Origin of the sequence: Massilia cellulosiltytica (assembly GCF_047325105.1) — a bacterium.
GTDB lineage: Bacteria > Pseudomonadota > Gammaproteobacteria > Burkholderiales > Burkholderiaceae_D > Telluria > Telluria orientalis.
On record NZ_CP168562.1, the window covers coordinates 6,210,943 to 6,237,909 of the forward strand.

24 protein-coding genes are annotated in these 26,967 nt (G+C 68.1%); 8 read left to right on the forward strand and 16 right to left on the reverse strand.

Translation table 11 applies throughout. From position 1 onward, the window contains the following. Window position 1: 1 nt before the first annotated feature. From glcE to ACEN9H_RS27245, 6 genes are read right to left on the reverse strand one after another with little or no spacing between them, the layout of a single operon-like run. A complete protein-coding gene (gene glcE / locus ACEN9H_RS27220; RefSeq protein WP_413672758.1) occupies window positions 2-1,060 on the reverse strand; it encodes a glycolate oxidase subunit GlcE in 1,059 nt (352 codons plus the stop codon). 2 nt (window positions 1,061-1,062) lie between these two features. After that, on the reverse strand, window positions 1,063-2,511 hold the full coding sequence (locus ACEN9H_RS27225; RefSeq protein WP_413672759.1) for an FAD-linked oxidase C-terminal domain-containing protein: 1,449 nt from the start codon (window positions 2,509-2,511) through the stop codon (window positions 1,063-1,065). Then, window positions 2,508-4,163, reverse strand: a complete 1,656-nt coding sequence (locus ACEN9H_RS27230) for an L-lactate permease (protein WP_413672760.1) — start codon at window positions 4,161-4,163, stop codon at window positions 2,508-2,510. Before ACEN9H_RS27230 ends, ACEN9H_RS27225 begins: the two co-directional genes overlap by 4 nt. A gap of 26 nt (window positions 4,164-4,189) precedes the next feature. Continuing rightward, window positions 4,190-5,635: a LutB/LldF family L-lactate oxidation iron-sulfur protein gene (locus tag ACEN9H_RS27235; RefSeq protein ID WP_413672761.1), complete on the reverse strand. Its 1,446-nt coding sequence runs from the start codon at window positions 5,633-5,635 to the stop codon at window positions 4,190-4,192. Further along, on the reverse strand, window positions 5,632-6,309 hold the full coding sequence (locus tag ACEN9H_RS27240; protein WP_413672762.1) for a LutC/YkgG family protein: 678 nt from the start codon (window positions 6,307-6,309) through the stop codon (window positions 5,632-5,634). Before ACEN9H_RS27240 ends, ACEN9H_RS27235 begins: the two co-directional genes overlap by 4 nt. Continuing rightward, window positions 6,306-7,061, reverse strand: coding sequence for a (Fe-S)-binding protein (locus ACEN9H_RS27245; RefSeq protein ID WP_413672763.1), 756 nt, complete (start codon window positions 7,059-7,061; stop codon window positions 6,306-6,308). Before ACEN9H_RS27245 ends, ACEN9H_RS27240 begins: the two co-directional genes overlap by 4 nt. A 55-nt stretch (window positions 7,062-7,116) precedes the next feature. Between ACEN9H_RS27245 and ACEN9H_RS27250 the strand changes: the two genes are divergently transcribed. Continuing rightward, entirely contained in the window at window positions 7,117-7,854 is a 738-nt protein-coding gene (locus ACEN9H_RS27250) for a FadR/GntR family transcriptional regulator (protein WP_413675640.1), read from the forward strand. Window positions 7,855-8,011: 157 nt separating this feature from the next. After that, window positions 8,012-8,383, forward strand: a complete 372-nt coding sequence (locus ACEN9H_RS27255) for a hypothetical protein (protein ID WP_413672764.1) — start codon at window positions 8,012-8,014, stop codon at window positions 8,381-8,383. Here the strand turns inward: ACEN9H_RS27255 and ACEN9H_RS27260 are convergent. Together ACEN9H_RS27260 and queC are read right to left on the reverse strand one after the other, a co-directional pair. Then, window positions 8,380-9,123 carry a metallophosphoesterase family protein gene (locus tag ACEN9H_RS27260; protein WP_413672765.1) on the reverse strand — a complete coding sequence of 248 codons (744 nt, stop codon included), beginning with the start codon at window positions 9,121-9,123 and terminating at the stop codon, window positions 8,380-8,382. The two genes, ACEN9H_RS27255 and ACEN9H_RS27260, sit on opposite strands and share 4 nt — an antisense overlap. Window position 9,124: 1 nt before the next feature. Beyond that, on the reverse strand, window positions 9,125-9,838 hold the full coding sequence (gene queC, locus ACEN9H_RS27265; protein WP_413672766.1) for a 7-cyano-7-deazaguanine synthase QueC: 714 nt from the start codon (window positions 9,836-9,838) through the stop codon (window positions 9,125-9,127). A gap of 94 nt (window positions 9,839-9,932) precedes the next feature. On the opposite strand from queC, the gene ACEN9H_RS27270 reads away from it, so the two are divergent. After that, window positions 9,933-11,813, forward strand: coding sequence for an autotransporter assembly complex protein TamA (locus ACEN9H_RS27270; protein ID WP_413672767.1), 1,881 nt, complete (start codon window positions 9,933-9,935; stop codon window positions 11,811-11,813). Then, window positions 11,813-16,282: a translocation/assembly module TamB domain-containing protein gene (locus ACEN9H_RS27275; RefSeq protein ID WP_413672768.1), complete on the forward strand. Its 4,470-nt coding sequence runs from the start codon at window positions 11,813-11,815 to the stop codon at window positions 16,280-16,282. Before ACEN9H_RS27270 ends, ACEN9H_RS27275 begins: the two co-directional genes overlap by 1 nt. 72 nt (window positions 16,283-16,354) lie before the next feature. Here the strand turns inward: ACEN9H_RS27275 and ACEN9H_RS27280 are convergent, their stop codons facing one another. From ACEN9H_RS27280 to ACEN9H_RS27295, 4 genes are all read right to left on the reverse strand, one after another. Continuing rightward, on the reverse strand, window positions 16,355-16,771 hold the full coding sequence (locus ACEN9H_RS27280; protein WP_056126803.1) for a DUF1801 domain-containing protein: 417 nt from the start codon (window positions 16,769-16,771) through the stop codon (window positions 16,355-16,357). A 15-nt stretch (window positions 16,772-16,786) separates the two neighbouring features. After that, window positions 16,787-17,200 carry an SRPBCC family protein gene (locus ACEN9H_RS27285; RefSeq protein ID WP_056126802.1) on the reverse strand — a complete coding sequence of 138 codons (414 nt, stop codon included), beginning with the start codon at window positions 17,198-17,200 and terminating at the stop codon, window positions 16,787-16,789. Next, window positions 17,197-17,520, reverse strand: a complete 324-nt coding sequence (locus tag ACEN9H_RS27290) for an ArsR/SmtB family transcription factor (protein WP_025511203.1) — start codon at window positions 17,518-17,520, stop codon at window positions 17,197-17,199. The genes ACEN9H_RS27285 and ACEN9H_RS27290 overlap by 4 nt, the downstream gene beginning before the upstream one ends. 69 nt (window positions 17,521-17,589) lie before the next feature. Beyond that, window positions 17,590-18,573, reverse strand: coding sequence for a quinone oxidoreductase family protein (locus ACEN9H_RS27295; protein WP_413672769.1), 984 nt, complete (start codon window positions 18,571-18,573; stop codon window positions 17,590-17,592). Window positions 18,574-18,650: 77 nt separating this feature from the next. On the opposite strand from ACEN9H_RS27295, the gene ACEN9H_RS27300 reads away from it, so the two are divergent. Then, entirely contained in the window at window positions 18,651-19,532 is an 882-nt protein-coding gene (locus ACEN9H_RS27300; protein WP_413672770.1) for a LysR family transcriptional regulator, read from the forward strand. Here ACEN9H_RS27300 and ACEN9H_RS27305 read toward each other — a convergent pair. Continuing rightward, window positions 19,529-19,726 carry a hypothetical protein gene (locus tag ACEN9H_RS27305; RefSeq protein ID WP_413672771.1) on the reverse strand — a complete coding sequence of 66 codons (198 nt, stop codon included), beginning with the start codon at window positions 19,724-19,726 and terminating at the stop codon, window positions 19,529-19,531. The genes ACEN9H_RS27300 and ACEN9H_RS27305 overlap by 4 nt on opposite strands. A 104-nt stretch (window positions 19,727-19,830) precedes the next feature. On the opposite strand from ACEN9H_RS27305, the gene ACEN9H_RS27310 reads away from it, so the two are divergent. The 3 genes from ACEN9H_RS27310 to ACEN9H_RS27320 all read left to right on the forward strand — a co-directional run bounded on the left by ACEN9H_RS27310 (window position 19,831) and on the right by ACEN9H_RS27320 (window position 21,959). After that, complete coding sequence (locus ACEN9H_RS27310) at window positions 19,831-20,334, forward strand: hypothetical protein (protein WP_160406559.1); 504 nt, start codon at window positions 19,831-19,833, stop codon at window positions 20,332-20,334. 10 nt (window positions 20,335-20,344) lie between these two features. Continuing rightward, window positions 20,345-20,857, forward strand: coding sequence for a hypothetical protein (locus ACEN9H_RS27315; protein WP_371765109.1), 513 nt, complete (start codon window positions 20,345-20,347; stop codon window positions 20,855-20,857). Window positions 20,858-20,969: 112 nt separating this feature from the next. After that, window positions 20,970-21,959, forward strand: a complete 990-nt coding sequence (locus tag ACEN9H_RS27320; protein ID WP_413672772.1) for a DUF535 family protein — start codon at window positions 20,970-20,972, stop codon at window positions 21,957-21,959. Window positions 21,960-21,967: 8 nt separating this feature from the next. On the opposite strand, the gene ACEN9H_RS27325 is transcribed toward ACEN9H_RS27320, so the two are convergent. Genes ACEN9H_RS27325 through ACEN9H_RS27335 form a run of 3 tightly spaced genes read right to left on the reverse strand, consistent with a single transcriptional unit; the run spans window position 21,968 to window position 26,885 of the window. Beyond that, window positions 21,968-24,796: an ATP-binding protein gene (locus tag ACEN9H_RS27325; RefSeq protein ID WP_413672773.1), complete on the reverse strand. Its 2,829-nt coding sequence runs from the start codon at window positions 24,794-24,796 to the stop codon at window positions 21,968-21,970. Window positions 24,797-24,805: 9 nt separating this feature from the next. Beyond that, complete coding sequence (locus tag ACEN9H_RS27330; RefSeq protein ID WP_056126793.1) at window positions 24,806-25,507, reverse strand: hypothetical protein; 702 nt, start codon at window positions 25,505-25,507, stop codon at window positions 24,806-24,808. Next, window positions 25,500-26,885 (reverse strand): hypothetical protein, encoded by a 1,386-nt coding sequence (locus ACEN9H_RS27335; RefSeq protein ID WP_371770527.1) that lies wholly within the window; start codon window positions 26,883-26,885, stop codon window positions 25,500-25,502. Before ACEN9H_RS27335 ends, ACEN9H_RS27330 begins: the two co-directional genes overlap by 8 nt. Window positions 26,886-26,967: the final 82 nt, after the last annotated feature.

Below are 26,967 nucleotides of genomic sequence, written 5' to 3' on the forward strand. Positions count from 1 at the left end.
GCTAGAAATCCTTGTACATGCGGCCGCGGTTGAACACCCCGGCCGGGTCGAACACATTCTTGAGTTGGCGGTGGATCGCGAGGACGGCGGGCGCCAGCGGCTGGAACACCCCCGCTTGACGGTCGCCGCCGCGGAACAGCGTCGCGTGGCCGCCGGCCTGGCCCGCGGCCGCGCGCACGGTGGCCGCATCGGCATCCGTCCGGAGCCAGCGCTGCGCGCCGCCCCATTCGATCAATTGGGTGCCGGGCAGAGACAGCGGCGGCGCAACCGTCGGCAGGGACAGGCGCCACAGGCTGCCGGCGTCCGCGAAGAACGCGCCGTCATGCTCGCGCAGCGCGCGCCACCAGCCGTCGGCATCGTCCAGCAGCTCGCCACCGATGCGCTTGCGCGCCGCATCGACGGCCGACCGCGCGCCCGACAGGCGCACCGCCAGCACGCCGTCGTGCCAGCTGGAGGCCGAGACGGGCAACGGCTGGCCGCCCCATTCGTTCAGCCGGCGCAGCGCCTCGTCCTCGTTCATGGGCAGCCGCACCGTGCATTCGGCGACGGGCTGCGGCAGCACCTTCAGCGACACCTCGGCGATCAGGCCGAACACGCCCAGCGATCCGGCCAGCAGGCGCGACACGTCGTAGCCCGCCACGTTCTTCATCACCTTGCCGCCGAAGTGCAGCGTCTCTCCCTTCCCGTCCACCAGCACGGCCCCGAGCACGAAATCGCGCACGGCGCCGGCGGCCTGGCGGCGCGGCCCGGACAGCCCGGCGGCCACGGTGCCGCCGATCGTCGCGTCGGGACCGAAGTGCGGCGGCTCGAACGCGAGCATCTGGCCGTGCCGCGCCAGGTGCGCCTCGATCTCGGCCAGCGGCGTGCCGCAGCGGGCCGTGATCACGAGTTCGGTCGGCTCGTAGTCGGTGATGCCGCGATACGGCGTCGTGTCGAGCACCGTGCCCTGCACGTCCTGCCCGTACCAGTCCTTGCTGCCGCCGCCGCGGATGCGCAGCGGGGACCTGGTGGCGGTGGCATGGCCGATCCGGTCGGCGAAGTCTTGTAAGGTCGTATCCATCTTCAAAAGCGCGGCAGGTTGGAAAACGGCATCCGCCCGTGGCGCACGTGCATGCGACCGTATTCGGCGCAGCGGTGCAGGGTCGGAATCGCCTTGTCGGGATTGAGGATGCCGGCCGGATCGAAGGCGCGCTTCACCGCGAGGAACGCATCCAGCTCGGCGCGCGAGAACTGCACGCACATCGAATTGATCTTCTCGATGCCGACGCCGTGTTCGCCCGTGATCGTGCCGCCCACCTCGACGCACAGCTCGAGGATGTCGGCGCCGAACTGCTCCGCGCGGTGGAATTCGCCCGGCACGTTCGCATCGAACATGATGAGCGGGTGCAGGTTGCCGTCGCCCGCGTGGAACACGTTCGCGCAGCGCAGGCCATACTTTTGTTCCATCGCCTCGATCCGCTGCAGCACGTGCGCAAGGTGCTTGCGTGGGATCGTGCCGTCCATGCAGTAATAGTCCGGCGAGATGCGGCCGACGGCCGGGAACGCGTTCTTGCGGCCGGACCAGAAGCGCAGGCGCTCCGCCTCGTCCCGCGACACGGCCAGCGCCGTCGCGCCGCACTCGCTCAGCACCTCGCTCATGCGCGCGATCTCTTCCTCGACTTCCTCGGGAATGCCGTCGGATTCGCACAGCAGCACGGCGGCGGCCTGCGTGTCGTAACCCGCGTGCACGAATTCCTCCGCGACCTGCGTCGACAGCCGGTCCATCATTTCCAGGCCGGCCGGGATGATGCCGGCCGCGATCACGTTGGCGACGGCATCGCCGGCCTTCACGATGTCGTCGAACGACGCCATCACGACGCGCGCAACGCGCGGCTTCGGCACCAGTTTCACCGTCACCTCGGTCACGACGCCGAGCATGCCTTCCGACCCGATGGCGACGGCCAGCAGGTCGAGGCCCGGCGCATCCAGCGCCTCGCTGCCCAATTCGACGATCTCGCCCTCCGTCGTCACCATCCGCACGCGCAGCACGTTGTGCACGGTGAGGCCGTATTTCAGGCAGTGCACGCCGCCGGAGTTCTCGGCGACGTTGCCGCCGATCGTGCACGCGATCTGCGACGACGGGTCGGGCGCGTAATACAGCCCGTGCGGCGCGGCCGCTTCCGAGATCGCGAGATTGCGCACGCCGGGCTGCACGACGGCCGTGCGGGCGGTCGGATCGAGTTTCACGATCCGGTTCAGGCGCGCCGTCGACAGCACGACGCCGCCCGCGATCGGCATCGCGCCGCCGGACAGGCCGGTGCCGGCGCCGCGCGGCACGATCGGCAGGTTCAATTGCCGGCACACGGCGATGGCGGCCATGATCTGCGCCTCGTTCTCCGGCAGCAGCACGATCATCGGCATCTGGCGGTAGGCGGCGAGGCCGTCGCATTCGTAGGGGCGCGTTTCCTCGTCGTTGGCAAGGATGCAGCGGTCGGGCAGCACGGCGCGCAGCGCGGCGACAGCAGAATTCATCGGATCACCAGCAACGTGAACGGCCACACATACGCCTGCAGCGTGACCATGACACCGACCAGCACGGCCAGTGCGAAGGAATGAAAGAAGACGAAGCGCAGGATGTCGCCTTCATGGTTGATCCAGCGCGTGGCCGTGGAGGCGACGACGATGGATTGCGCGTCGATCATCTTGCCCATGACGCCGCCGGAACTGTTCGCGGCGCCCATCAGGTTCGGGGCCAGGCCCAGCTGCTCCGCAGCCACCTTCTGCATGCCACCGAACAGCACGTTCGACGCGGTGTCGGAACCCGTCATCGCCACGCCGAGCCAGCCCATGAGGGTGCCGAAGAACGGGTACAGCGCGCCCGTGTTGGCGAAAGCGAGACCCAGGGTCGTGTCGGTGCCGGAGTAGCGCGTGAGCGTGCCCAGGGCCAGCATCAGCACGATGGTCAGCAGCGAGTAGCGCACGAGCCACAGGGTGCGGACGAACGTGCGTACGATCGCACCCAGGCTGTAGTGCATGAACAGCGCGCCGACGATGGCCGACAGCAGGATGCCGGTGCCCGTCGCCGACAGCAGGTTGAACACGTAGACGGCCGCTTCCGGCTCGGCGTGCGGCACCACCGGCGGCACGCGCATCACCAGGTTATGCAGGCCATCCATCGGGAACTTCGGCGCGAACAGCGTGTTGAAATACGCTTTCACCGGCGGCAGGCCCCAGATGAAGACGAACACGGTCAGGATGAGCCACGGCGTCCAGGCGCGCACGAGTTCCGCGCGCGTGTACTTCCCGACGCTTTCCGCGGGCCGGGCGGTCTCCGCCTCGCGGCCCTTCAGGCTGGCCGACGTCCACACGGTCTTCGGCTGCCACACGCGCAGGAACAGGATCAGCGACGCCATCGACACGAGGGCCGCGATGATGTCCACCAGTTCCGGACCGATGAAGTTCGACACGAGGAATTGCGGGATCGCGAACGACAGGCCCGTCACGAGGATCGCGGGCCAGATGTCCCACATCGCCTTGCGGCCGGCGAACGCCCAGATCAGCCAGAACGGCACGAGCAGCGAGAAGAACGGTAGCTGGCGGCCGATCATCGCGGTCACTTCCATCAGGTCGTAGCCGTGCACCTTGGCCAAGGTGATCACGGGCGAACCGAGCGCACCGAATGCGACGGGCGCCGTGTTCGCGATCAGCGACAGGCCGGACGCGGCCAGCGGCGAGAACCCCAGGCCGATCAGGATGCCGGCCGTGACCGCGACCGGCGTGCCGAAGCCCGCCGCGCCCTCGAAGAACGCGCCGAAGCAGAATGCGATCAGCAGCAGTTGCAGGCGGCGGTCGTTCGTGATGCCGGACAGCGATGCCTGCAGCACCTTGAAGCTGCCGTTCTGTTCGCACAGCTGCTGCAGGAAGATGATGTTCAGGACGATCCAGCCGATGGGCAGCAGGCCGGTGAACCCGCCCAGCAGCGCGGCCTTGCCCGCCATCGCGGCCGGCATGGAGTAAGCGAAGACGGCCACGCAAAAGGCCGCGGCCAGGCCGAGCGCGGCCGCGATATGTGCCTTGATGTGGAAGAAGCCGAGCGCGGCGAGCATCACCACCACGGGGATCGCGGCCAGCAGGGTCGATAGGACCATGCTGCCGAACGGATCATAAACCTGTTGCCATACCATCTAAGTCTCCTTGATTGATTGAATTCTTATTGGGCCTGATTCTTGTCGCGCAGCAGGTCGGCCAGGCTGCGCGGTGCGGGCTTGAGGGGGGTTCTGTATTTTGTCCAGCCCAGTTGCTGCGTCGGCGCCAACACACGCAGGCGCGTGGCCGCCCAGCGGAACATCCGATACACGCCGGGCCGGCCGAACGCGCCGCGCCAGAAGCGCCAGACGAGGCGCTCGCCGCGGCTGTACTTGGCGCCCTGCCCGCGCAGCGGATGTTCGACCTCGGCGTCGGGACTGCGGTTCGCTTCCGTGCGCAGGCGCACGAGCAGTTGCGGGATCGGGATGCGCACGGGGCAGACGTCGCCGCACGCGCCGCACAGGCTCGACGCCGTGGCCAGGTCCGCCGTGGACTCCAGGCCCAGCAAATGCGGCGACAGGATCGCGCCGATCGGCCCGGGATACGTCGTGCCGTACGCATGGCCGCCGATGCGGCCGTAGACGGGGCAATGGTTCATGCACGCGCCGCAGCGGATGCATTGCAGCGTGGCCCGCAGCTCCTCGTCGGCGTAGGCTTGCGTGCGGCCGTTGTCGAGCAGGACGAGGTGCAGCTCGCGCGGCCCGTCCAGTTCATTCGCGCGGCGCGGGCCCGAGATCAGGTTGAAGTACGTGGTGACGGCCTGCCCCGTCGCCGACCGCGTCAGCAGGCTCGCGAGCGGCACGATGTGCTCCAGCTTCTCCACGACCTTCTCGATGCCCATGATGGCGATGTGCACGTCCGGCACGGTGGTCGACAGGCGGCCGTTGCCCTCGTTCTCGACGAGCCATAACGTGCCCGTGTCGGCGGCGGCGAAGTTCACGCCCGACAGGCCGATGTCGGCCTCGACGAACGCGTTGCGCAACGTGTGCCGCCCGGTCTGGATCAGGCGGTCGACGTCTTCCGTGTATTCCGTGTCCGGAATGTGCTCGGCGAACAGCGCGCCGATGTCGGCGCGGGTCTTGTGAATCGCCGGCATCACGATGTGCGACGGCTTTTCGCCCGCCAGCTGGACGATGTACTCGCCCATGTCGGACTCCAGGCACTTGACGCCGCGCGCTTCGAGGTAGTGATTGAGCTCGATCTCCTCGCTCGCCATCGACTTGCCCTTGACGATGCTGTGCGCGCCGCGCGCGGTGGCGATGCCGTGGATGATCGCATTCGCTTCCTCGGGCGATGCCGCCCAGTGGACCGTCGCGCCGGCCGCCGTCAGCTTCGCTTCCAGCCGTTCGAGCAGCGCGGGCAGTTTGGCGAGCGCGTTCTTGCGCACCGCTTCGCCGAGGTCGCGCAGGCGCTGGAGTTCGTCGTCGTCGCCGAACTGGCTGCGGCGCTTGTCCTGCAAAAAGGTCATCGCGCCCTTGAAACTCTGGCGCAGCTGGACGTCATCCAGCGCCGCGCGGCTGCGCGCGTGGAAGTCCTGGGGCGGGACGAACTGCAACGGGGACGTGGTCATGCCGGCTCCCCGGTGACGATGACGACCCACGTCCAGCGCGGACCGTGCGCGCCGAAGGCCAGGGTCTGCTGGATGTCGGACGTGCGGGATGGTCCGGTCGCCAGCACGAGGTTGGTCGGCATGCCGTCCTGCCAGCGCTCCGCGTGCAGCGCCTGGTGCAGGTCGGCATGCAGGGTGTGCGCGTGGACGAGTGCGATGTGCAGCGGCGGCACCAGCGACACGGTGCGGGGAGAATCCGCATCCGGCGCCAGCACCAGCGTGCCGGTGGCGGCGATGCCGGAACGGGCGACCGTGAAGCCGGCATCGACGGTACCGAACAGTTCTCCTTTCCAGTCTTCCAGCGGACGGTCGAAGGCGAGCGCTTCGACGCTCGGGGGCAGCGCGGCACGCAGCGCGCGGCCTTCCGGGGTCGCGCTTTCGACGAGGATGCGGCGCACGCCGGCGTCGGCGATGCGTTGCGCCAGCAGCGCGGGCCATTCGTCGGCCCGCGCGCACCACGCCTGCGCGCGCACGGCCTCCAGCGCGGCCTGCATGCGCTGCGCGAGAACGTGGGGCGACTCTTCGTCGCGGCGCGCGTTGAAATGGGCGTCGATGCGGTGTTCGAGATCGTGGGTGCCGGCACCGTGCGGAGCGGCGGCACGCAGGCGGCCCAGGATGCGGTCGCGCGCGTTCATGCCTGTTCTCCCGCGCCGCCGATTCGGCGCCACAGGAAGCTGGCCAGATGTTCGACGGCGAGCGGCGCGCCCTGGTGCTGCGCGGCGTGGCCGATGTTGAGCAGGCAGGCGCAATCGGCCGACACGACGCGGCGGCAGCCCGTCGCGCGCATGGATGCGACCTTGTCCGTGACCATGGCGCCGGAAATGTCCGCATGCTTGATCGAGAACGAGCCGCCGAAGCCGCAGCATTCGGATTCGCGCTCGTGCTCCACGCGCGTCACGCCGGGCACCGCGTCGACCAGCGCCACGCCGTGGGCCCGCGTGCCCATCTCGCGGCGCGCGGAACAGGAGGTGTGCAGAACGACGTCCTCGGACACGATGGGTGCTCCGGCCGGCATGGTCCACTCCAGCACGTGCAGCAGGAACGCGCCAAATTCGTAGACGCGCTCCGCCACGGCCTGCGCCTGTGCGCCGAGGACGGGATCGTCGCGGAACAGTTCGGGCCAGTGCTTGCGCATCATGCCCGCGCACGAGCCGGAGGGGACGATGATGGGCCAGGGTTCGGGAAACAGGTCCAGCTGGGCGCGGGCGACGGCGCGCGCCTCGTCCGGATTACCGCTGCTCCAGGCGGGCTGTCCGCAGCAGCTCTGGCCACGCGGGTAGTGGACGGTGACGCCGGCCGCTTCCAGCACGCGCACGGCGTCGAGGCCGGCCTGCGGCATGAACAGGTCGATCACACACGTACCGAACAGATACACGTTGCGAGTCATGCAATGTCTCCAAAAGGGATTGGTTTTTTTCTTTTAGTTGTCAGATCTTTCCAGTATTCTCAGGGCATCACAAACTGGTTGGGCCAGAGAAGGGGAAGTCGTGGGACAGGTCAAGTCGGTCACCAGCAAACTTGAAGAGGCATTGCTTGAGGGCACTTTCCCGGCCAACTCGAAGCTGCCGTCGGAGCGCGAGCTGGCCGAGCGTTACGGCGTATCGCGCAACACGGTACGCGAGGCGATCCAGCAGCTCGGCGCGCGCGGGCTCGTGCGCATCCGCCCGCGCAGCGGCGTGTTCGTGTCGGACCAGCTGCGCACGGGCGCGACGTCGCCGTGGGGCCAGCTGATCGCCGACAGCCCCGCGCGGCGCGAAGACATCCTGGAATTCCGGCGCGTGCTGGAAGGCGCCACCGCCTACTTCGCCGCCCTGCGCGGCACGGACGACGACCTGGAGCGCATCCGCGGCGCGATGGCGCGGCTGGACCAGGCGCGCCGGGACAGCAACCATGCCGCCGAATCGCGCATCGACGTCGAACTGCACGAGGCGATCGCCCAGGCCTCGGGCAACAGCATGTTCCTGCACCTGCACAGCAGCGTCACGAAGATGATGCGCGAGCACATCATCCGCAACGTCGACGGCTTGCGCGAGCTGAACCAGTCGGTGTCGGAAATCCTGGCGTGGCAGCACCGCACGGTCTGCGACGCGATCTGCGCGCGCCGCCCGGAAGAAGCGCGCACGGCGATGCAGACGCACATCGACTACGTGCGCAGCCGGTTCGACGCGGACGAGGGATAGCCGACGCTGGTTGGGCCAGCGCGGTTCGTCCGCCGTTCGTCGTTCGTTGGAACGCTCCGACCCTCGAAAAATGCAGTTTGTCGCAGTCCGATGGAGCGCATCGGGACGTATGGATACAGTACGACCATCCGATCAACGAAAAACCCGAGGACCCATCATGAAAAAGACTGCCGCCATCATCATCCTGTTCCTGTTCGCCCTGCTCGTCTGGAACGTCTTCACATTCGGCGACAGCGTCGTCACGATCGGCGACGAAGACATCGGCGGGCCGCTGGGCGCCGTGCTGGCGACGGTCTTCGCGGGCGGCGGCATGCTGCTGGCCGGATTGATCATGCTGTTCGTGGGCGCCGTGCTCGCGGTGGTGTTCGCCGGCGTGGGCGTCCTGGTCATCGGCGGCCTGGCTTTAGGTGCCTGCGTGCTGGCCCTGATGGTGTCGCCGCTGCTGCTGCCGCTGCTGGTGCCGTTGGCGATCGTGTGGTTCTTCGTGAGTCGCTCGCGCAAGCACCGCTACATGCAGCAAGCCGTCTAAATGCCTTCCACCAGCCGCATCGCGAACACGATCGGCAACCCGGCCGCGATCACCTTCCGCGCGGCCGCGCCGTGGTCATACGGCACCCTGAAATACTGGATCTCCCGCGCGGCATCGTCGAACACCGCATAGCACGCCGCGTTGTTCTGGTCGCGCGGCTGGCCCACGGCGCCGGGCAGCACGAGGTACTGGTGCTGCGGCTGCAGCGGGACCGCTTCTCCCGCCTGCGGCACGTGCCGGCCCATGCGGCCGTCGTCGGCCCGGCGGTACAGTGCGGGCGCATGCACGTGGCCGGAAAACACGATGCGGCTGCCGCTGGCGCGAATGCTGCGCTCGGCCTCATCGATCCCTGTCACGTATTCCCACCGCTCGGGCGCATGCGCGCTCGCGTGCACGAAGCACGCGTGGCCGTGTCGTTGGATGAGGGGCAACGCGGCCAGGAAGGCCAGTTGTTCCGCATCGAGCTGGCCACCGGTCCAGGCGATGACTTCGCGCGCTTCCGCATGCATGCGCGCGGAGGGCGGCCGCGTGACGGCGTAGTCATGATTGCCCTGCACCGCGACGGCGCCCCGCGCCACGTACGCCATCACCGTGCGCACGACCCAGGCCGGGTCGGCGCCGTAGCCGACGAAGTCGCCGGTGAACGCGTACTGGTCGATATGCTGGCGCTCCGCGTGCGCGAGGCAGGCCTCGACGGCTTCGCGGTTCGCGTGCAGGTCGGTCAGCAGCGCGAGGCGCATATCAGCTACCCGCGCGCTCCCGCGCATACTGCTCGTAGCCGCGCGCGCGCAGCTCGCAGGCCGGGCACTTGCCGCAGCCGTGACCCCACGCGTGCGGCGCACCGCGTTCACCCAGGTAGCAGGTGTGGGTCTCGAAGCGGATCAGGTCGACGAGCGCCTCGCCGCCGCACTGCTCCGCCAGTTGCCAGGTCTGCTTCTTGTCGATCCACATCAGCGGCGTCTCGACCTTCAGGCGTGTCGCCATGCCCAGGTTCAGCGCGACCTGCAGCGCCTTCATCGTGTCGTCGCGGCAGTCCGGATAGCCCGAGAAATCCGTCTCGCACATCCCGCCCACGAGCACGTTCAGGCTGCGGCGATACGCGACCGTCGCGGCCACCGTCATGAACAGCAAGTTGCGGCCGGGAACGAAGGTGTTCGGCAAGCCGTTGGCCTGCATCCGGATCTCGGCGTTGCTGGTGAGCGCCGTGTCGGAAATGCGCGCGATCAGCGACAGGTCGATCAAATGATCCTCGCCCAGGCGCTGGTCCCAGGTGGCCGACAGCGAGCGCATTTTCGCGAGCACCGGCGCGCGCACGTCGAGCTCGATCGCGTGGCGCTGGCCGTAGTCGAAGCCGATGGTTTCCACGTGCTCGTAGCGTTCCAGCGCCCACGCGAGGCAGGTGGTGGAATCCTGTCCTCCGCTGAACAGGACGAGGGCGGTATCGGGTTGGTGCATGATGAATTCCTGTATTGACGTCGACGCCGAGTCGTCCGCCATTCGATTTGACAATCAGTTAAGATGTGGCCGGCATATTGACGAATGGAGCGACATGATTTCCGCACGACCCGACCCATGCACGGCGATGGCGCCGGCGCGATCACGAATTTTGGCACAAATCGTGCTGGCCGTGAACGCGCTATGCCTCGTCCCGGTCGCGGCCGCGCAGGATCAACCGGCACCGGAAGCGCCTTCGAGAGCCATCGATTACGACGTGCGCATCGACGCGCCGCGCCAGTTGCGCGACCTGTTGGAAAGCAATCTCGACCTGATGCGCTGGCGCGGCAACCCGCGCCTCGACATGGAACAGCTGCTGCGCCTCGTGCGCACGACGCCCGAGCAGGTCAAGACCCTCGTCGCCACGGAAGGCTATTACACGCCGAAGGTGTCCGCCGACCTCGACACGTCGGGCGCCAGGCCGCGCGCGCTCGTCGACGTCGAACCCGGCGAGCCGGTCGTCGTGGGCGATGTCGACATCGAGTTGCGCGGCTTCGTCCCGTTCGACAAGGGCAGCGCCCCGATCGACGCGGCCGCCCTGCGCAACCGCTGGACCCTGCCCGTCGGTGCGCGCTTCCGTACGGCGGACTGGGAAGCGGCCAAGCGCGGCCTCGTGCGCCAGGTGGCGCAAGCGCGCTTCCCGCGCGCGCAGCTGCTCGATTCTTCCGCCACCGTCGATCCGGACACGCACCGCGCGTTGCTGAAGGTCGTCATCGACAGTGGCCCGGACGCGCGCTTCGGCGGTCTCAAGATCGAGGGCCTGCAGCGCTATCCGGCCAGCGTGATCACGAACCTGAACACGATCCGCCCCGGCGACGAATACAACGAGGCCGCCCTGCAGGCGCTGCAGGGCCGCCTGCAGGACACGGGTTATTTCGCCAGCGTGGAAGTGAGCGCCGACATGTCGTCCGTGATCGCGTCACAAGTGCAGGACCTGAAGGAAAACGAGGGCGCGACGCCGCAGCCGCCGAGCGGCCCCGCAACCTTGCCCGTGCTTGTGCGCGTCACCGAGAACAAGCGCAAGAACGTGGCGCTCGGTGTCGGTTTCTCGACCAACACGGGCGCCCGCACGCAGGCCGAGTACGACGACCTGAACGTGTTCGGCAAGCGCATGAAGAGCAACGTGCTGTACGAACAGAAGCACCAGGCCGCGAAGGCCGAGTTCTACCTGCCCACGACGACGGGCGGCTACAACAACAGCTTCGGCGCCGGCTACGACCGCCTCGACGCCAACGGGCAGATCACGCGCACGACGAGCATCCACGCCAAGCGCGCGTGGGGTTCGCCGCTGCTGGAAAAGACGCTCACCCTGGAAGCGCTGACCGAACAGGTGACCATCGACGACCTGCCGACCACGCGTGTAAAGAGCGTGCCGCTGACGTTCTCGATCACGAGGCGCAAGCTGGACAGCCTCGTGCAGCCGTCGCGCGGCTACATCGTCAACGCGCAGATCGGCGGCGCCTTCCTGCCCGTGCTGACGGACGAGAAATTCGTGCGCATCTACACACGGGGCCTCGTCTACAAGCCGGTCGGCGAGTCCGGCACGCTGATCATGCGCGGCGAATTCGGCGCGGTCGGCTCGAAGGACAAGAACGGCGTGCCGTCGACGTTCCTGTTCCGCGCCGGCGGCGACCAGTCCGTGCGCGGCTACGGCTACCAGCAACTGGGCGTGCCGGTCGGTTCCGCCATCACGGGCGGCCGCTACCTGCTCACCGGCAGCGCCGAATACGATTACTGGTTCAAGCCGCCGTGGGGCGCGGCCGTGTTCTACGACGTCGGCAACGCGGGCGACAACTTCTCCGACCTGAAACCGAAGGTCGGCTACGGCGTCGGCGCGCGCTGGCGCAGCCCCGTCGGCCCGATCAACGTCGACGTCGCCTACGGCAAGGCGGTCCATAAAGTCCGCCTGCACTTCTCACTGGGATTCACGTTCTGATGGAAGCCGATCAACAAACGCCCCAAACCCCGGCGCCGGTGCGCCGCTGGCCGCGCCGCGTCGGCATCGGCGTGGTCGTCGTCGGCGTCGTGCTGGGCGGCGCCGTCTGGTACCTGGGCCGCGAGACCACCTTGCAGATGATCGCCCAGCGCGTCGCCAACGCGAGCGGCGGCAAGCTGACCCTGTCCGGCGTCTCCGGCTCGCTGTACGGCCACATGCACATCGGCCACGTCGTGTTCCGCAGCGAGACGTCCGTGACGACCGCGGACGACATCGACATCGACTGGAAGCCCTGGCAATACCTGTCGCGCGGCGTCGAAATCGACAAGCTGTACGCCCGCGTGGTGCGCGTGGAGACGCTGAAGGAATCGACGGAACCGACGACGATGCCCACGCGCCTCGCGCCGCCCTTCAAGATCGCGGTCGAGGATGCGCGCCTGGCGCAAGCCATCTTCGTGAACAAGGGCGCGACGACGGAAATCGACGACATCCGCGCGCGCCTGCACGGCGACAAGGCGCAGTGGAGGCTCGACTACGCGTCCGCGAACACGCCGTGGGGCCAGGTCGCGGCCAAGGGCAGCATCGCGAACACGCTGCCGTACAAACTCGATGCGGACGCGAGCCTGGCGCAGTCGCAGCCGGCGGCGCCGGCGCAGACCGAGGCGCCGCCGAGCCTGGGCGCGCAACTGAAACTGCACGCGTCGGGCGATCTGCAGAAGACCGTCATCGACGCCACCGGCCAGGCCGCGCGCGCGCAGGGCAAGGCGCAGATCGTGATGTCGCCCTTTGCCGACATCCCGCTGCAGGCGTTTACGCTCGACGCGCACAACATCGATCCCGGGTTCTTCAGCCCGACGCTGCCGAGCGCGGACCTGAACCTGGCCGTGGCGGTCCGGCTCGACCCGAACCGCAACATCGCGGGGTCCGTCAACCTGACGAACGACGGCGCCGTCGGCACGCTGGACCAGCAACGCCTGCCGCTGCGCGCGATGCGCGGCCAGCTGGGCGGCAGCCTGACGGCCATGCGCATCACCGACGTGCTGATCGACGTGGGCAGCGCCGGCCGCTTCACGGGCAGCGGCAGCGTGCAGCGCGGTCCGGACGAACAAGGCCTCGGCACGGCCGAATTCGCGCTGCACACGGACCGCTTCGACCTGCACGACGTCTACGGCAGCATGAAGCCGACGAAGATCGCGGGCGACATCAGGGTCGCCAACACGAAGGACACGCAGACGCTGGACGTCAACCTGGCGGACGCCGGCCTGCGCCTCGCCGCGCAGGCCGCGCTGGCCGGCGACGTGCTCACCGTGCGCAACGCGCGCCTGTCCGCAGGCAAGAGCAGCGTGCGGATCACGGGCAATGCGAACCTCAAGGACAACAAGCCGTTCAAGGCGAATGCGGTGGTGAGCCGCTTCAACCCGGCCGACTTCGGCAAGTTCCCGCAGGCCGACATCAATGCCGAGATCAACGCGGCCGGCGCGCTCGCCCCGCAGTGGAAGGTCGCGGCCGATTTCGCCGTGCGTCCAAGCCGGCTGTTCGACCAGCCGCTGTCCGGCCGCGGCAAGCTCGATGCGGATGCCACGCACGTGCATGACGTCGATGCGACGCTGGCGCTGGGCCAGAACACGGTCGACCTGCGCGGCGCGTTCGGCAAGCCGGGCGAACGGCTGACGTGGAAGGTCGACGGCAAGCAGCTTTCGGCGCTGCGCAGCGACCTGTATGGCGCCGTGCTCGCGAGCGGCGTCGTCACCGGCACGATGGAAGCGCCGCGCACGACGTTCGACGTCGACGCCCGCAACCTGGGCTGGGTGCCGCGCGAACGGAAAAACGACAATGGCTCCGTGCACGCGAGCGGCGAGGCCTGGCTGTCCGGGAAAGAAGGCGCGCGCATCGTCGAAGTCACGGCCAAGGGCGACATGCAGCGCCTGAACCCGGCCGCCTTCGGCTCGCCGCTGGCCGGCAGCATCAACGGCGGCTTCACCGCCAGCGGCCGCACGGGCGCGAACATGGGCGGCGCCATCGACCTGGCGCTGCAGGATTCCACCTTGTCGAAATCGCCGCTGTGGGGCCACGCCAAGCTTGCGGCGGACAAGCGCCACGTGTCGAATGCCGACGTCGACCTGCACCTGGGCGGCAACGTCGTCGCCGCGAAGGGCGCGTTCGGCAGCGGGCGCGATACGCTGAACTGGCGCATCGACGCACCGCAACTTGCCGCGCTGGGCCCGGACTTCGGCGGCGCGCTGCGCGGGTCCGGCACCTTGTCCGGCACGATGGACACGCCGTCGCTGATGGCCGCCATCGAGGGCCAGAACATCCGCGCGATGGGCACGCAGTCGGTGAAGGCGTTGAAGGCCACCGCGAACCTGGGCTCGGGCCGCGGCGCCGCCGATCCGCTCGCGCTGGACGTGTCGGTGACGGATTACGCGAGCACGACGACCGACAAGCAGGGCAACGTCAGCGAAACGAAGATCGCGTCCGCGCGCCTGACGTCGACGGGCACGCGCGGCGCGCACACGATCCAGGCAGCGGCACGCGGCGACAGCTTCGACGCGGCGCTGGCCGTGCACGGCGGCCTGACGGGCAATACGTGGAACGGCACGGTCGACGCGCTGAAGAACAGCGGGCGCTACGCGATGACGCTCGCGGCGCCGACGCCGCTGCGCATCGCGGGCGCGCCTGGCAGCGGTCTCGCGGGCCTGGCGAAACCGGAGCAGATCGCGTTCAACGGCGCGACGATCCGGCTGCCGGCCGGTTCCGTCACGATCGACTCGCTCGTGAAAATCGGCCCGCGCTGGAACACGCGCGGCAGCGCCACCGGGGTGCCGATGAACTATCTGGCGCAGGCATCGGACGCGATGCGCCAGAACGTGCGCGGCGATTTGACGCTCGGCGCGCAATGGGCGATCGACCTGCGCGCGCCCACCGCGGCCGGCGCCGTGCCGCAGCTCGCGGGCAGCGTGCACGTGTTCCGCGAAAAGGGAGATTTGATCGCGGGCGACATCTCGCCGATCGCGCTGGGCTTGCGCCAACTGGACCTGCGCGCGGACGTCGCCGGCGGCGCGCTGCGCAGCCAGCTCGCGCTGGACGGCACGCGCATCGGCACGGCCAACGTGGACGCCACCGCCCAGCTGCTGCAGGGCCGCGTCGACAACGACAGCCCATTGAAACTGACGGCCAATGCGAACCTCGCGTCGCTGTCGTGGGTATCGCCGCTGCTCGGCCAGCCGGGCCTGGAAGTGGACGGCGCGCTGCGCCTCGCGGTCAACGGCACCGGCACCGTCGGCGCGCCGACGCTGAACGGCAGCATCGAAGGCGACGGCCTCGCCGTGCGCTGGCCGGACCAGGGCGTCCGCCTGCGCAACGGCCAGCTGCGCGCCCAGCTCGCCGGCGACCAGCTGCAACTGCAGCGCCTGACCCTGGAAGGCAACAGCGGCCGCGCGACGGCGGACGGCTTCGTGCGCTTTGCCGGCGGAGAAGCGACGATGAACCTGAAACTCGTCGCGGACAAGCTGGAAGCGCTGTCGCGTCCGGACCGCACCGTCGTCCTGAGCGGCCAGGCCAGCGTCGTGCGCGACGCGCGCCAGTTCCGCGTGGAGGGCAACTTCAAGGCCGACCGCGCGCTCGTCGAACTGGCGCCGCAGGACCGGCCGACGATTTCGGACGACGTCATTGTCCTGGGCCGCGGCACCGCAGCCGCGCCGGCGAAGAAGGAAGCGGCGGTACCGCTGACGATCGACCTCACGGCCGACCTGGGCGACGACTTCCACCTGCGCGGCATGGGCGCCGACGCCTACCTGGCCGGCAGCGTGCACGTGCTGAAGGTGGGCGACCGCCCGCCCCGCATCAACGGCACCGTACGCACCGCCAACGGCACGTATGCGGCGTACGGCCAGCGCCTGGCGATCGAGCGCGGCGTGATCACCTTCAGCGGCCCGTACGACAACCCGTCGCTGGACATCCTCGCCGTGCGCAAGCGTCCCGACGGCGAGCAGCTGAGCGAGACGAACGTGGAAGCGGGCGTGCAGGTGCGGGGCACGGCGCTGTCGCCGACGGCGAAGCTCGTGTCGACGCCGAACGTGTCCGACAGCGACAAACTGTCGTGGCTCGTGCTGGGCCACGGCATGGAAGCGACGACGGGCAACGAAGCCGACGTGCTGAGCGCCGCCGCCGGCGCCCTACTGGGCGGCAAAGGCGGCACGGGCGGCATCACGAGCAAGCTGGCGAACTCGCTGGGCGTGGACGAACTGGGTGTGCGCCAGGGCGCGGGCCAGGCGTCTGGCCTGGAAAACACGGTGGTCACGGTCGGCAAGCGCATCTCGTCGCGCCTGTACCTGAGCTTCGAACAGGGCGCCGCGACCGCATCGAGCGTCGTGCGAGTGCGCTACAAGATCAACCCGCGCATCACCCTGCAGCTGCAGACAGGCACGAACACGGCGCTGGACGTGCTGTACTCCTGGGCGTTCGACTAAAACCGGGGTCAGAGCCCGAATTTAAGCAATGTCCAGGACGACATTTCCAAAAAACGGGCTCTGACCCCGGTTTCAAGCAACTTTTGCGCGCTTCGGCTTGGCTTTGGCTGCGTTGAGCGCCGCCGCGGCGCGGATCAGGGCACGGAACGCGGCCGGGTCCAGCGCCTCGCCTTCGTGGATGTCGATCGCGCGCCGGGCGTTGCCGTCCAGGCTGGAGTTGAACAGGCCGGACGGGTCCTCCAGCGACGCGCCCTTCAGGAAGGTCAGCTTCACGTGCGACTTGTACGACTCGCCCGTGCAGAGAATGCCGCCGCTGGACCACACGGGCGTGCCCATCCACTTCCACTCTTCCACGACGCCGGGCACCGCTTCGTGGATCAGCGCGCGCACCCGTGCCAGCGCCGCGCCGCGCCAGTCGCCCAGGTCGGCGATGCGGCGGTCGATCAGTGCGGACGCCGGCAGCTCCGTGGATGCATTCTCCTGCTTCATGTCGCCTCCTTTGGTTCAGTCGTCGAGCTTCGCCAGCACCTCGTCGAGGGCGGCCGTGAATTTGTTCCAGCCGTATTTCGCACCATTGTAGGCCGCATCCTGGCCGGGCTGGAAGCCGGTCTGCTCCATTTTCAGGTGCGTACCCGCGCCGGCCGGGGTCAGGGTCCAGGTGACGACGCTGTCCAGGCCCATCGCGGCCCACGTGTATGACAGCGAACGGTTCGGTTCGATCTCCAGCACCTCGCAGTCGACGGCGCCCCAGTCGGCGCTGAGCTTGAAGCGGTGATGCAGGGCGGGCACGAAATCGTTCTTCATGAGCCACGCTTCGATCAGGTGCGGCTGCGTGAGTGCGCGCCAGAGCTTTTCCGGCGGATGCGCGAATTCGCGTTCGACGGTGACGGTGCGCGTGTGGAGCGAGGTATCGTTCATTGGTCCATCCTTTTCAAGAGGTCTTCCAGGTCATCGAACCGGCTCTCCCAGAACCGGGCCATTTGGTTCGTCCAGTCGGCCAGCGGCGCCAATGCCTGCAGCTGGGCGGTGTAGTGCGTCTGGCGTCCTTCATGCCGGTCGCGCACGAGCCCCGCCTGCTTCAACAGCCCCAGGTGCTTGGACACGGCCGGCTGCGAGATGCCGGCCCGGGCCGTGAGGGCCCCGACCGTCTGCTCGCCGTCGCGGCACAGCGATTCGAAGATGGCACGCCGCGTCGGGTCGCCGAGTGTCCGGAAAAGAATATCGTGGGTGTCTGTCATGGCAATTAATAACCGTCTGGCTATGAATTAAATCATAACCAAGCGGTTATTGGTTGGTCAAGCACTTTTTTATCGGGGCCGCAGCAGCACCGCGCCGCTCGTCTGCCCCGCTTCCAGCGCCGCATGCGCCTCGGCCGCGCGCGCCAGCGGCAGGTCCAGCCCGACCGGCACGCGCAGGCCCGCCGCCAGCCGCGCCAGCGTCGCCTGCGCGCCTTCCTGGTACAGGCCGGGAATCGTCATGAACTGCATCACGCTCGGTCGCGCAAACGCGATGCCGCGCGGTTTCCCGATCTGCAGCAGGTCGACCGGTTCCATGCTGCCGCCGGCCTGGCCGACGCTGGCCGCCATGCCGTACGGGCGCACGGCGTCGAAGGTGCGCAGCAGGGTCGCGCCGCCGATGCCGTCGATGGCGAAGTCGACGCCGCGCCCGCCACTGAACTCGCGCGCGGCCGCGACGAAGTCCTCCTCGCGGTACAGGACGACGCGCTCGGCGCCGTGCGCGAGCGCCAGCGCGGCCTTGTCGCGATTGCCGGCCGTGCCGATGACGCGGGCGCCGAGCGCACTCGCCCACTGCGTGAGCACAAGTCCGAGACCGCCGGCGGCCGCGTGCACAAGGACCGTGTCGCCGGCACGAAGTTCCCGTACGTGCGCGAACAGCATGTGCGCCGTCAGGCCGCGCAGCAGGCCGCCGGCGACGGCATCCAGGGAGACGGCGTCCGGCACCGCGACGAGGCGATCGGCCGGCACGTTGCGCACCGCCGCGTAGGCGCCGAGCAACCCCGTGTACGCGACGCGCTGGCCCGGTTCGAAGCCGGTCACGCCGGGGCCGAGCGCCTCGACGACGCCGGCACCTTCGACACCGGGCGTGGCCGGCAGTTGCGGCAGCGGATACGTGCCGTTGCGGTGATACACGTCGAGGAAGTTCACGCCGATGGCCAGCTGGCGCACCCGCACCTCGCCGGCCGCCGGCGGCGCGACGGCGAGCCGCCCGGTTTCCAGTTGGTCCACGCCGCCCTGGCGGTGGATGCTCACGTGTTCGATCAATTCGTCCATGTCATTCTCCTGTTGATGAGAGCCCCATGGTAGATTGATCAAAAATCGTCCGAAATCCTAAAAAATCGCCTTTGACCGTGCAAAAATCGATAAGTCAGCCCCTCGACTGGGACGGCATCCGCTACTTCGTGGAACTGGCCCGCCAGGGCAAGCTGAGCGCGACCGCGCGCGTGCTGGACGTCGAGCATTCGACCGTCGCGCGCCGCATCGGCATGCTCGAGGCGCGCCTGGGCGTGCGCCTGTTCGACCGGTTGCCGAAGCACTGGGCGCTGACCGTGGAAGGCGAGGAATTACTGGCGCAGGCGCGCCGCGTGGAAGACGAGGCGATGGCGTTCGCGCGCGCCGGCGCGGGTGCGTCCGCCCTGCGCGGCGTCGTGCGGCTGTCCGCGCCGCCCACGTTCGCGAGCAGCTTCCTCGTGCCGCACCTGGGCGCGTTGCGCGCGCGCTGGCCCGCGCTCACGCTGGAAATCATCGGCGAAATCCGCCAGGCCGACCTGTACCGGAGAGAGGCCGACCTCGCGCTGCGCATGGCGCGTCCGGAGCAGCCGGGACTGGCCGCGCGGCCGCTGGCGCAGATGGGCTATGGGCTGTATGCGGCGCCCGGCTGGTTCGAGCGTCCGCACGAGGAATGGGAGTTCATTGGATACGGCGAAGCGATGAAGGACACGCCGCAGCAGGCCTGGCTGGCGAAATTCGCGGCCGGACGCGCGTACTCGTTCTGGACCAACGATGCGGCCGCGATGGTGGCCGCATGCCGCGCCGGCCTCGGCGTCGCCGTGCTGCCGCATTTCCTCGGCCGCGACGACCCGCTGCTGCTCTTGCACCCCGATCACGGCCACGTGCTGAGCCGACCGCTGTGGCTGGCGGTGCATCCGGACGTGCGCCGCTCGCCGCGCGTGACGTTGATGGCGGACCTGCTGGCCGACCTGCTGCAGGAACACGCGGCGCTGCTGGCCTAGTGCAGGGTCACGCTCGGGTTGGGGTCGACCGGCGGCTCGTCGTTCTGCGGCGTGCGGATGGGCGGCTGGTGCGGGTCGGCGGGCTCGAACGGGTCGGGCGGCGGTTCCTCGATGGGTGCGGGATCGGGCGCCCGGTGCGCGTGGTGCCCGCGGTACGGGACGGTACGACGCGTCGGGCTCAGGTCTGGAATCATGTCTGGCTCCTGCTAACGATGCCAAAACATTACCATGGGCAGCGGTTTGCCGACGCGCGCCTGGATTACAATGGCGGATTCGACAGAAAATTCCGAGGAATCCCATGTTGCCGACTCCCGTCGTTGCCGCCGTGCTCGCGCCCTTCGTGCTGTGGCGCATGTACAGCCGCATCAAGCGCCTGACGACCCGCCAGCGTTCGAAGACGTGGCGTCACCGCACGACGCTCGTGTTCTTCCCGATCCTGCTGCTGATCCTGACGGCCGTCAGCATCAAGACGAACCCGTTCGCCCTCGCGGGCCTCGCGGCCGGGCTGCCGGTCGGCGCCGTGCTGGGCCGCATCGCGATCGGCAGGACGCGCTTCGAACAGGTCGGCGACGATTTCTTTTTCACCCCGCACGCACCGATCGGCCTCGCGGTGGCCCTGCTGTTCATGGCCCGCATGGCCTGGCGCGCGTACGAGTTTTTCGCGCTGGGCTCGCTTGCCCACCACGAGTTCGTGTCGAGCCCGCTGACCCTCGTCATCTTCGGCGTGCTGGCCGGCTATTACATGAGCTACGCGTTCGGCCTGCTGTCCTGGCGCAAGCGCACCGCCCCCGTCTCACCTTGAACTTTAACGCATGAGTCTTACCACCCTCGCCCTCATCGCCCTCGTTCCCCTGCTGATCTGGCGCATCCATTCGCGCCTGAAACACCAGATGACCCGGCAGCGCTCGATCCTGTCGCGCCACTACACGGGCCTGTTCGTCTTCGTCGTCATGATCCTCATCCCGGCATCGGAACTCGGCGACCGCCCGTTCCAGCTGGCCGCGCTGGCCGCCGGCGCCATCGGCGGCATCGCGCTGGGCAGCTACGGCCTGCGCCGCACCCGCTTCGAAGACACGCCCGAAGGCTATTTCTTCACGCCGCCGTCGCGCATGGGCATCCTCGTCGCCATGGTGCTGGTGGCGCGCGTGGTCTACCTCGGCATCGAGATCTACATGAACCAGGGCAGCAACCGCCCGAATCCGCGCTTCACGGACAGCCCCATCACGATGCTGTGCCTGGGCTTGACGGCCGCCTATTTCGCCACGTTCTCCGCGGCACTGATGCGCTGGCGCCAGCGCATGCGTAAGGAAATCGGCGACTCTTGATTCGCTTGATGCAGCCCAATGCGTCATGCATAGCCCTGCGGAGAATGGCCGCAGGGGCTACTTAATGTATTGACAACCGTGTCATGGCTCCAGTCGTTTGCCTGGAGCACACATGGTCTTCGCCCTCCTCACCCGCCACTGGCTGGCCCGGCGCCATTACCCGTTCGCGTCCTGGGCCGCCTGCATCATGCGCAGCCTGCGCGTGCTGCTGTTCCGCCGTGCCCACGTGGAATTGCTGGCGATGGACGTCTACCGCAACTACGTGACGCAGGTGCACGACGACGTCTTCCACCACCTGAGTCACCGCAACTATCTCGCCAGGGGATTGTCGCTACGCCAGCGCGTGCGCTGCGTGCTGACGCATTACCGCTTCGAGGAGGCCACGTTCGACGCCGCCTACAAGCACGCCGTCTACCGCGACGGCGGACTCGTACTGTGGCAGCACGAGGCGGACGGCAGCAAGGTCGAGATCCGCCTCGGCATGGCGCAGCGCCTGAACGCGGAAGGCGATCTCACCCTGACCTTGCTGGCGAACGGCAGGCGTGTCCACCGCCTGTCGTTCAGCTGGGTCGACGAGCACTTCGCCGGCCTGGCCGGGCTCGGCGCGGCCGGCATCCTGCCGTTCATCGCCCGCAACCAGGGGCACCGTGCCAACGAGGCCGACGCCGTCGATGCGTTCCGGCGCGCCTTCCCGCCAGCCTCCCCGCTGGTCACGACGCCCGGCTTTTTCTGCTGCGCCGCCCTGCAGGGCATCGCGCAAGCGCTGGGCATGGGCCACGTGGTGGCCGTCAAGTCGGCCTGGCACTGCGCCTGGCTGCCGTCCGATGCCAGGCATTTCGCGACCGCCTACGACGGCTTCTGGCGCAGCCTCGGCGGCACCGATATGCCGGGCCGCGCCTGGCACATCGCGCTGCCGTTCGAGTCCAAACCCATGGCGGCGATACCGTCGAAACACCGCAAGCGGGCGGCGCTGCGGCGCGCGTACTGGCAGGGCATAGCAGAATCAGCGCGCGAGGTCGTGTCGCACCATCTGGCGGCGCCGCTGGCCCAAAAACAAAACGGCCGGCGTCCCCAGGAACGCCGGCCGCTGCAGCCATCATGACAATGCGCTCAGGCCGCCTGCGCCTCTTCGCCCTCGCGCCGTCTCTGCAGCACGAAGATCGGCTGCGCCCACTGCGTGTCCTTCTTCTTCTTGCTCGTGATGAGCGTGAGGTCGGACGGATCGTAGACGTCCGTGTTGTGCGTGAGCGGCGTCGTCATCAGGTATTGCGCGTCGGTGTTTTTCAGGAACTCTCCGACCAGCTGGATGTTGCGGATGTCCAGGTGGGCGAACGGTTCGTCGATGAACACGAAGCCGCCGGAACCCTCTTCCGATTTCAGCAGGCCGATCAGCAGCACGAGCGATTTCATGACCTGCTGGCCACCCGACGCCTCGCCGTCGTTCATGCCGATCTGGCCCTTGCCGTCGAACTTGAAGCGCACGTGCAGGCCGGCTTGCGCCAGTTGCACGTCGTCGTTCTCCAGCCGGACCGGATCGACCGACACGTCGATGTTCGCCAGCTCGCCCAGTTCGCGGATGTTCTTCGAATAGGTCTTGATCGTGTAGCGCAGGCGTTCGATGTAGGCGCCGCGCGCATTGTCCGTCGCCTCGATCGCGCGGTTGTTCTGGTAGCGGCGTTCTTCCGTCTCCACCTGGCGGCCGGACAGCTGGTCGTTCAGGCGCGCGTACTGGTCGATGACGGTCGGGTCCTGTTCCCAGTCAGCGCGCGCGAGCGACGCGTCGAGGGAATTCATGCGCAGCTTGACCTGGTGCGCGTTCTGGTGCGTCGCGACGAGCGCGGCACGCTGCGGCGCGCTGCGCCACGACTTCGGCACGTGGCGCCACGACCGGCGCAAAGTGAGCAGTTCGCGCGCATGCTCGCTGCGCTGCTCGATCACGCGGCGGTTGTTCAGGCGCATGCCCGCTTCCGCTTCCGACAGCGCCATGCGGGCGTTCTGCCAGACGGTGTCGGCGCGCGTGCGCGTGACGGTCGCGTTCTTGATCAGGACCTGCAGCTCGCCCAGGCGCGCACCGACCTGCAGGCGCTCGGCCTTCAGCGGTTCCAGCGCGCGCGTGGCTTCCTCGAATTCGGCCTGGCGCGCCGACAGTTCCTTCGCGGCGTCCACGCCGGCGATGCGCACGCGCAGCGCGGACACTTCCGCCGCCAGCTTGCTGATCGCGAGCGTCAACGTGTCTTCCTGCGCTTCCAGGGACGGCAGGGATTTCTGGATGGCTTCCAGGCGCTGCGTCTTGCCGGCCGCACCGAAGCGGTAGCGCGACGGCTCGACGAACAGCGAGCGGCCGCCGCGGCGTTCGCGGTGATAGGCTTCCGGCGTGATCCATTCGTCGGCATCGCTCTTGAAACCGTCGTCGACGGAATCCACGCGCTCGATGCGTTCCAGCTGGTCGATCAGCCAGGACGGCGCCTTCGACGAGAAACGCACGACGGACAGCAGGGTATCGTCCTTGACGACCGGCGCGTCGACGCAGTCCGGCACGATGAAGTGGCGATAGCGCTCCTTCTCCGCGAGTTTATAGGCGGCCGGCGCATCCTTGGCACGCTCCAGCAGCACGACGGATGCGTAGCCACCGAGCACGCCCTCGACGGCGCCCTGCCACTTCGGATCCGTCACTTCGACGATGTCCGACAGCATGGCGTGCGGGATGCCCGCATCGCGCAGCGCGCGGCGCATCTGGCGCTGGGCTTCCGGTTCCGGCATCGTCGTCTTGCCCTGCAGCGCGCTGATCGTCGCCATCTCGCCCGCGATCTTCGTGGCCAGCGCTTCGCGTTCGGCCTTCTTCTTCGCGAGTTCCGCTTCCTTCGCTTCCAGCTGCGTCGAGACTTCCGCGATGTCGGCGCCGGCATCCGCCGCCAGCTTGTTCAGGCGTTCCTTCTGTTCGAGCAGGCTTTCCAGCGGCTTCAATTTCGCGTTCACCTGCGTCAGGCGGGTGGCCAACTCGTTCGCTTCCTGTTCGAGCTTCACCTCCTGCTGCTGCGCTTCGGTCAGCGCGCGCTGCTGCGCGGCGAGCGCGTTGCGTTTCTCCGTCAGCAGGCTGTCGGCCTGCATCAGCGGCTTCTTCGCCTCGCGCAGCGCGCGGCTCACGTTCGCGGCCTTTTCGCGCGCCTCGTGGTATTCCAGGCTCGGCAGCACCTCCTCGACGAGGGCGCGGCGCTCCTTTTGCAGGTCTTCCCACTGGTGGTAGTTCGCCACGCGCAGGCGCAGGCCTTCGAGGTTGATGCGCGACGTCTCCAGCTCGGCCTCGAAGCGCTTCAGCTCCGATTCGGTGTCGCGCTGGTGGCGCTTCGCCTCGTCGTACGCGTCCAGCACTTCCTTGTCGCCGAACACCTGGAACACGAGGTCCAGCAGCTGGCGCGGCGCGTATTCGCACAGTTTATCGGTCTCGCCCTGCTCCAGCGCGAGCACCTTCGACATCGCGGGCGACAGGCCGGCCGACGCGAGGCGCTTGCGGTAGTTCTCGACGCCGAGCCAGTCGGTGGCTTCCGTCACTTCCTCGATCTGGATGTTCCCCGGCCGCATGAGGTACTGGCGCTTCCAGTCGCCGCCGTTCTTCTGCACCTGGCAGAACAGCGTGACCTCGTCGTCGCTGAAGAAGCCGCTATGCCGGAACGGGCGGTTCGACAGCTGGCGGCCGGACGGCTTGTTGTCGACGACGGCGCGCAGCCAGGCACTCTGCTGGCCCGAATGGCGCGCGTAGTGTTTATAGGTCCGGCCCATCGAGCAATCGAGGCCGAACAGCGTGCGCAGGGCATCGAGCAGCGTCGTCTTGCCGGAGCCGTTCTGGCCGGCGATGGTGATGATCTTGGCGTCGAGCGGGATGTTCTTGATGCGCTGCCAGTAGTCCCAGTGGACCAGCTCGAGGGATTTAATGTGGAACATGCGGGTCTCTTAAGCTTGTGGCGTTTCGGTGTCGACCGGTTCGTCGTTCGCGGCTTCGCTGACGTGACGGCGCGGTGCGGCCGCCACCGGTGCGCGCTTGAACACGTCGGCCAGCGCGCCGTTGATGATGCGTTCCTTCAGCACGTCGGTATCCATCAGGAGATCGAGCAGCGGACCTTCCAGGATCACGTCGCCGCGGCGCTCGATGAAGCCGAGCTTCGACAACAGGCCCAGGTTCATGTCCATGCGGGTCTTCTTGCCCAGCTTGTCGCCAAAGTCGGCGAGCAGCGTCGTGTACGAGATGCCGATCGACGTGTCTTCCGCGCGCGGGATCGGGTTGTCCTTGTCGAACATGTCGGACTGGTCGACGTCGATGGACTGGTGCGTTTCCTGGCGCTGGCGCTTGGGCAGGATGATCTGCGCCCACAGCACCACGAGCAGCGCCACGCCGTCGCGCGTGAGGCCGAAGTTATTGTTCTGCCAGATGTCCTTGGCGCCGAAGATCTTCGGTTCGACGTTGCGGTGCAGGGCCAGCGTGACGTGGTCGGCGTACACGTTGTCGAGAAGCTTCAGGCCGCATTCGAGCAGGCGCTTGTCGATCTCCGCGCGGAACTGGTCGTCGGACAGCGCGCGCTTGACCATCTTGTCGTCGCGGCGCAGGGTCTGGTGCGTGAGCAGTCGCGCGATCAGGATTTGGGCGTCGTCATTCATCTTGCGTCTTGCTTTCCGGGGTGCTCGGTAGATCGAGATTCAGTGAGAGGGTCGCGCGCGAGATGGCCGCGATATGCGGGTCGTCCAGCGCGATCATTTCGTCGGCCGAATCGAAGCGCACCGGCAGGCGCGCCAGTTCGGCGGTCGGGCCCTGCAGGTTGGCCTCGGCCGGATCGCCCAGCAGCGGCAGCAGCGAGGCGCGGTACGATGCGACGGCAAAGCTGGCCGGCAGCAGCGATTCCTGGATCGGCACGCTCTTCGGTGCCCCCTCCGCCATGATGGGGAAGTTGTCCAGGTTGGCGAAATCGGCAAGGCGGCGGATCCAGTCGTCCAGTTCCGCCTGCATCGCCGGGTTGTCGTTGATCGTCATGGCCGCGTCCTCGCCGTTCGGCAGGCCGCCCGGCGCCATGGGCGCGACGCGTTCCATCATGAGTTCCGTCTCGGCCACGTCGATCATCTCGGCCGGCGTCGCGAACAGCGGGACGACCGGGCGGTCGATCGCGTCCTCGGCCAGGCTCGCGAGGTCGTCGTGCGCGAGCAGCCAGCGCTTGATGTCCGTCGTCGACAGGCCCGATTGGCCCAGGTGCACGCGCTGGCGCTCGATCTGGTTCAGCGCGCGCGAGAACATCCCCTGCATGTTCAGGAGCTGCGACTGGGCGCGGCCGATCGCCTGCGCGGCGCGGTGCGTGGCCGAATCGGCGCGCTCGTCGGACGTGATGGCGCGCAGGATCACGGAACCCTTCTCGACCCAGTCGCACGCCATGTGCCACTTCGCCTGCGACGCGCGCAGGCGGAATTCGGAACCGGACGCGATCGCATCGCGGAATTCCTCGTGCAGCTCGACGAGGCGGCCCAGCAAATGCTTCAACTGGTCGACGGTGATGCCACCGACGGCCTGCGCACCCGCCACCTGCGACAGCAGGAAGCCCATCTCGGCCTCGTCCTCTTCTGGCTTGCCGAGGGCGAGCAAGGTGTCGAGCGCGGCCAGCACGTTGCGCGCGAGCGGCGTGATGCGGTAGACGGCGGCCGGGTTGTCCCACGCGAGCAGGCCGTGCGTGCGCAGGCGGCCCAGCACCGTTTCCAGGCTTTCCGGGATCAGGTAGGCGAACTTCGTGTTGATGTCGGCGCGCGAGAAGGCGGAGTCCATCGCGTCGGACGCGAGTTCGCGCAGCACGAGCAGGCGCACGATGACGCCGTCCTGCGAGCCGTGGAACAGCGCGGTGAACGCCTGCAGCATGGGCTGCGCACGCTTGAGGTGATATACCTGCTCGATCTCGTCCGGCGCCACTCCGTCCTGGAAGTGCGTCTGCAGCGGATCGAGTTCATCGAGCGCTGGGATTTGGGAGTCGGCGGCGGTTGCTGCCAGGTTGTCGATCATCGTAAGGCTTACCAGTCTGCTGTCGCGCGCGGCCTTCTGGACCACGGGCGCGGGGGCGTCAGTATAACAGTTAAGGCTTGGC

Coding starts and splice junctions, on each gene's coding strand:
- ACEN9H_RS27315 (WP_371765109.1), top strand. CDS start 20,345: ATGAGTCTTACCACCCTCGCCCTCATCGCCCTCGTTCCCCTGCTGATC.
- ACEN9H_RS27230 (WP_413672760.1), bottom strand. CDS start 4,163: ATGGTATGGCAACAGGTTTATGATCCGTTCGGCAGCATGGTCCTATCG.
- ACEN9H_RS27310 (WP_160406559.1), top strand. CDS start 19,831: ATGTTGCCGACTCCCGTCGTTGCCGCCGTGCTCGCGCCCTTCGTGCTG.
- ACEN9H_RS27270 (WP_413672767.1), top strand. CDS start 9,933: ATGATTTCCGCACGACCCGACCCATGCACGGCGATGGCGCCGGCGCGA.
- ACEN9H_RS27260 (WP_413672765.1), bottom strand. CDS start 9,123: ATGCGCCTCGCGCTGCTGACCGACCTGCACGCGAACCGCGAAGCCGTC.
- ACEN9H_RS27295 (WP_413672769.1), bottom strand. CDS start 18,573: ATGGACGAATTGATCGAACACGTGAGCATCCACCGCCAGGGCGGCGTG.
- ACEN9H_RS27255 (WP_413672764.1), top strand. CDS start 8,012: ATGAAAAAGACTGCCGCCATCATCATCCTGTTCCTGTTCGCCCTGCTC.
- ACEN9H_RS27275 (WP_413672768.1), top strand. CDS start 11,813: ATGGAAGCCGATCAACAAACGCCCCAAACCCCGGCGCCGGTGCGCCGC.
- ACEN9H_RS27335 (WP_371770527.1), bottom strand. CDS start 26,885: ATGATCGACAACCTGGCAGCAACCGCCGCCGACTCCCAAATCCCAGCG.
- queC (WP_413672766.1), bottom strand. CDS start 9,838: ATGCACCAACCCGATACCGCCCTCGTCCTGTTCAGCGGAGGACAGGAT.
- ACEN9H_RS27235 (WP_413672761.1), bottom strand. CDS start 5,635: ATGACCACGTCCCCGTTGCAGTTCGTCCCGCCCCAGGACTTCCACGCG.
- ACEN9H_RS27290 (WP_025511203.1), bottom strand. CDS start 17,520: ATGACAGACACCCACGATATTCTTTTCCGGACACTCGGCGACCCGACG.
- ACEN9H_RS27240 (WP_413672762.1), bottom strand. CDS start 6,309: ATGAACGCGCGCGACCGCATCCTGGGCCGCCTGCGTGCCGCCGCTCCG.
- glcE (WP_413672758.1), bottom strand. CDS start 1,060: ATGGATACGACCTTACAAGACTTCGCCGACCGGATCGGCCATGCCACC.
- ACEN9H_RS27320 (WP_413672772.1), top strand. CDS start 20,970: ATGGTCTTCGCCCTCCTCACCCGCCACTGGCTGGCCCGGCGCCATTAC.
- ACEN9H_RS27280 (WP_056126803.1), bottom strand. CDS start 16,771: ATGAAGCAGGAGAATGCATCCACGGAGCTGCCGGCGTCCGCACTGATC.
- ACEN9H_RS27225 (WP_413672759.1), bottom strand. CDS start 2,511: ATGAATTCTGCTGTCGCCGCGCTGCGCGCCGTGCTGCCCGACCGCTGC.
- ACEN9H_RS27285 (WP_056126802.1), bottom strand. CDS start 17,200: ATGAACGATACCTCGCTCCACACGCGCACCGTCACCGTCGAACGCGAA.
- ACEN9H_RS27325 (WP_413672773.1), bottom strand. CDS start 24,796: ATGTTCCACATTAAATCCCTCGAGCTGGTCCACTGGGACTACTGGCAG.
- ACEN9H_RS27330 (WP_056126793.1), bottom strand. CDS start 25,507: ATGAATGACGACGCCCAAATCCTGATCGCGCGACTGCTCACGCACCAG.
- ACEN9H_RS27305 (WP_413672771.1), bottom strand. CDS start 19,726: ATGATTCCAGACCTGAGCCCGACGCGTCGTACCGTCCCGTACCGCGGG.
- ACEN9H_RS27245 (WP_413672763.1), bottom strand. CDS start 7,061: ATGACTCGCAACGTGTATCTGTTCGGTACGTGTGTGATCGACCTGTTC.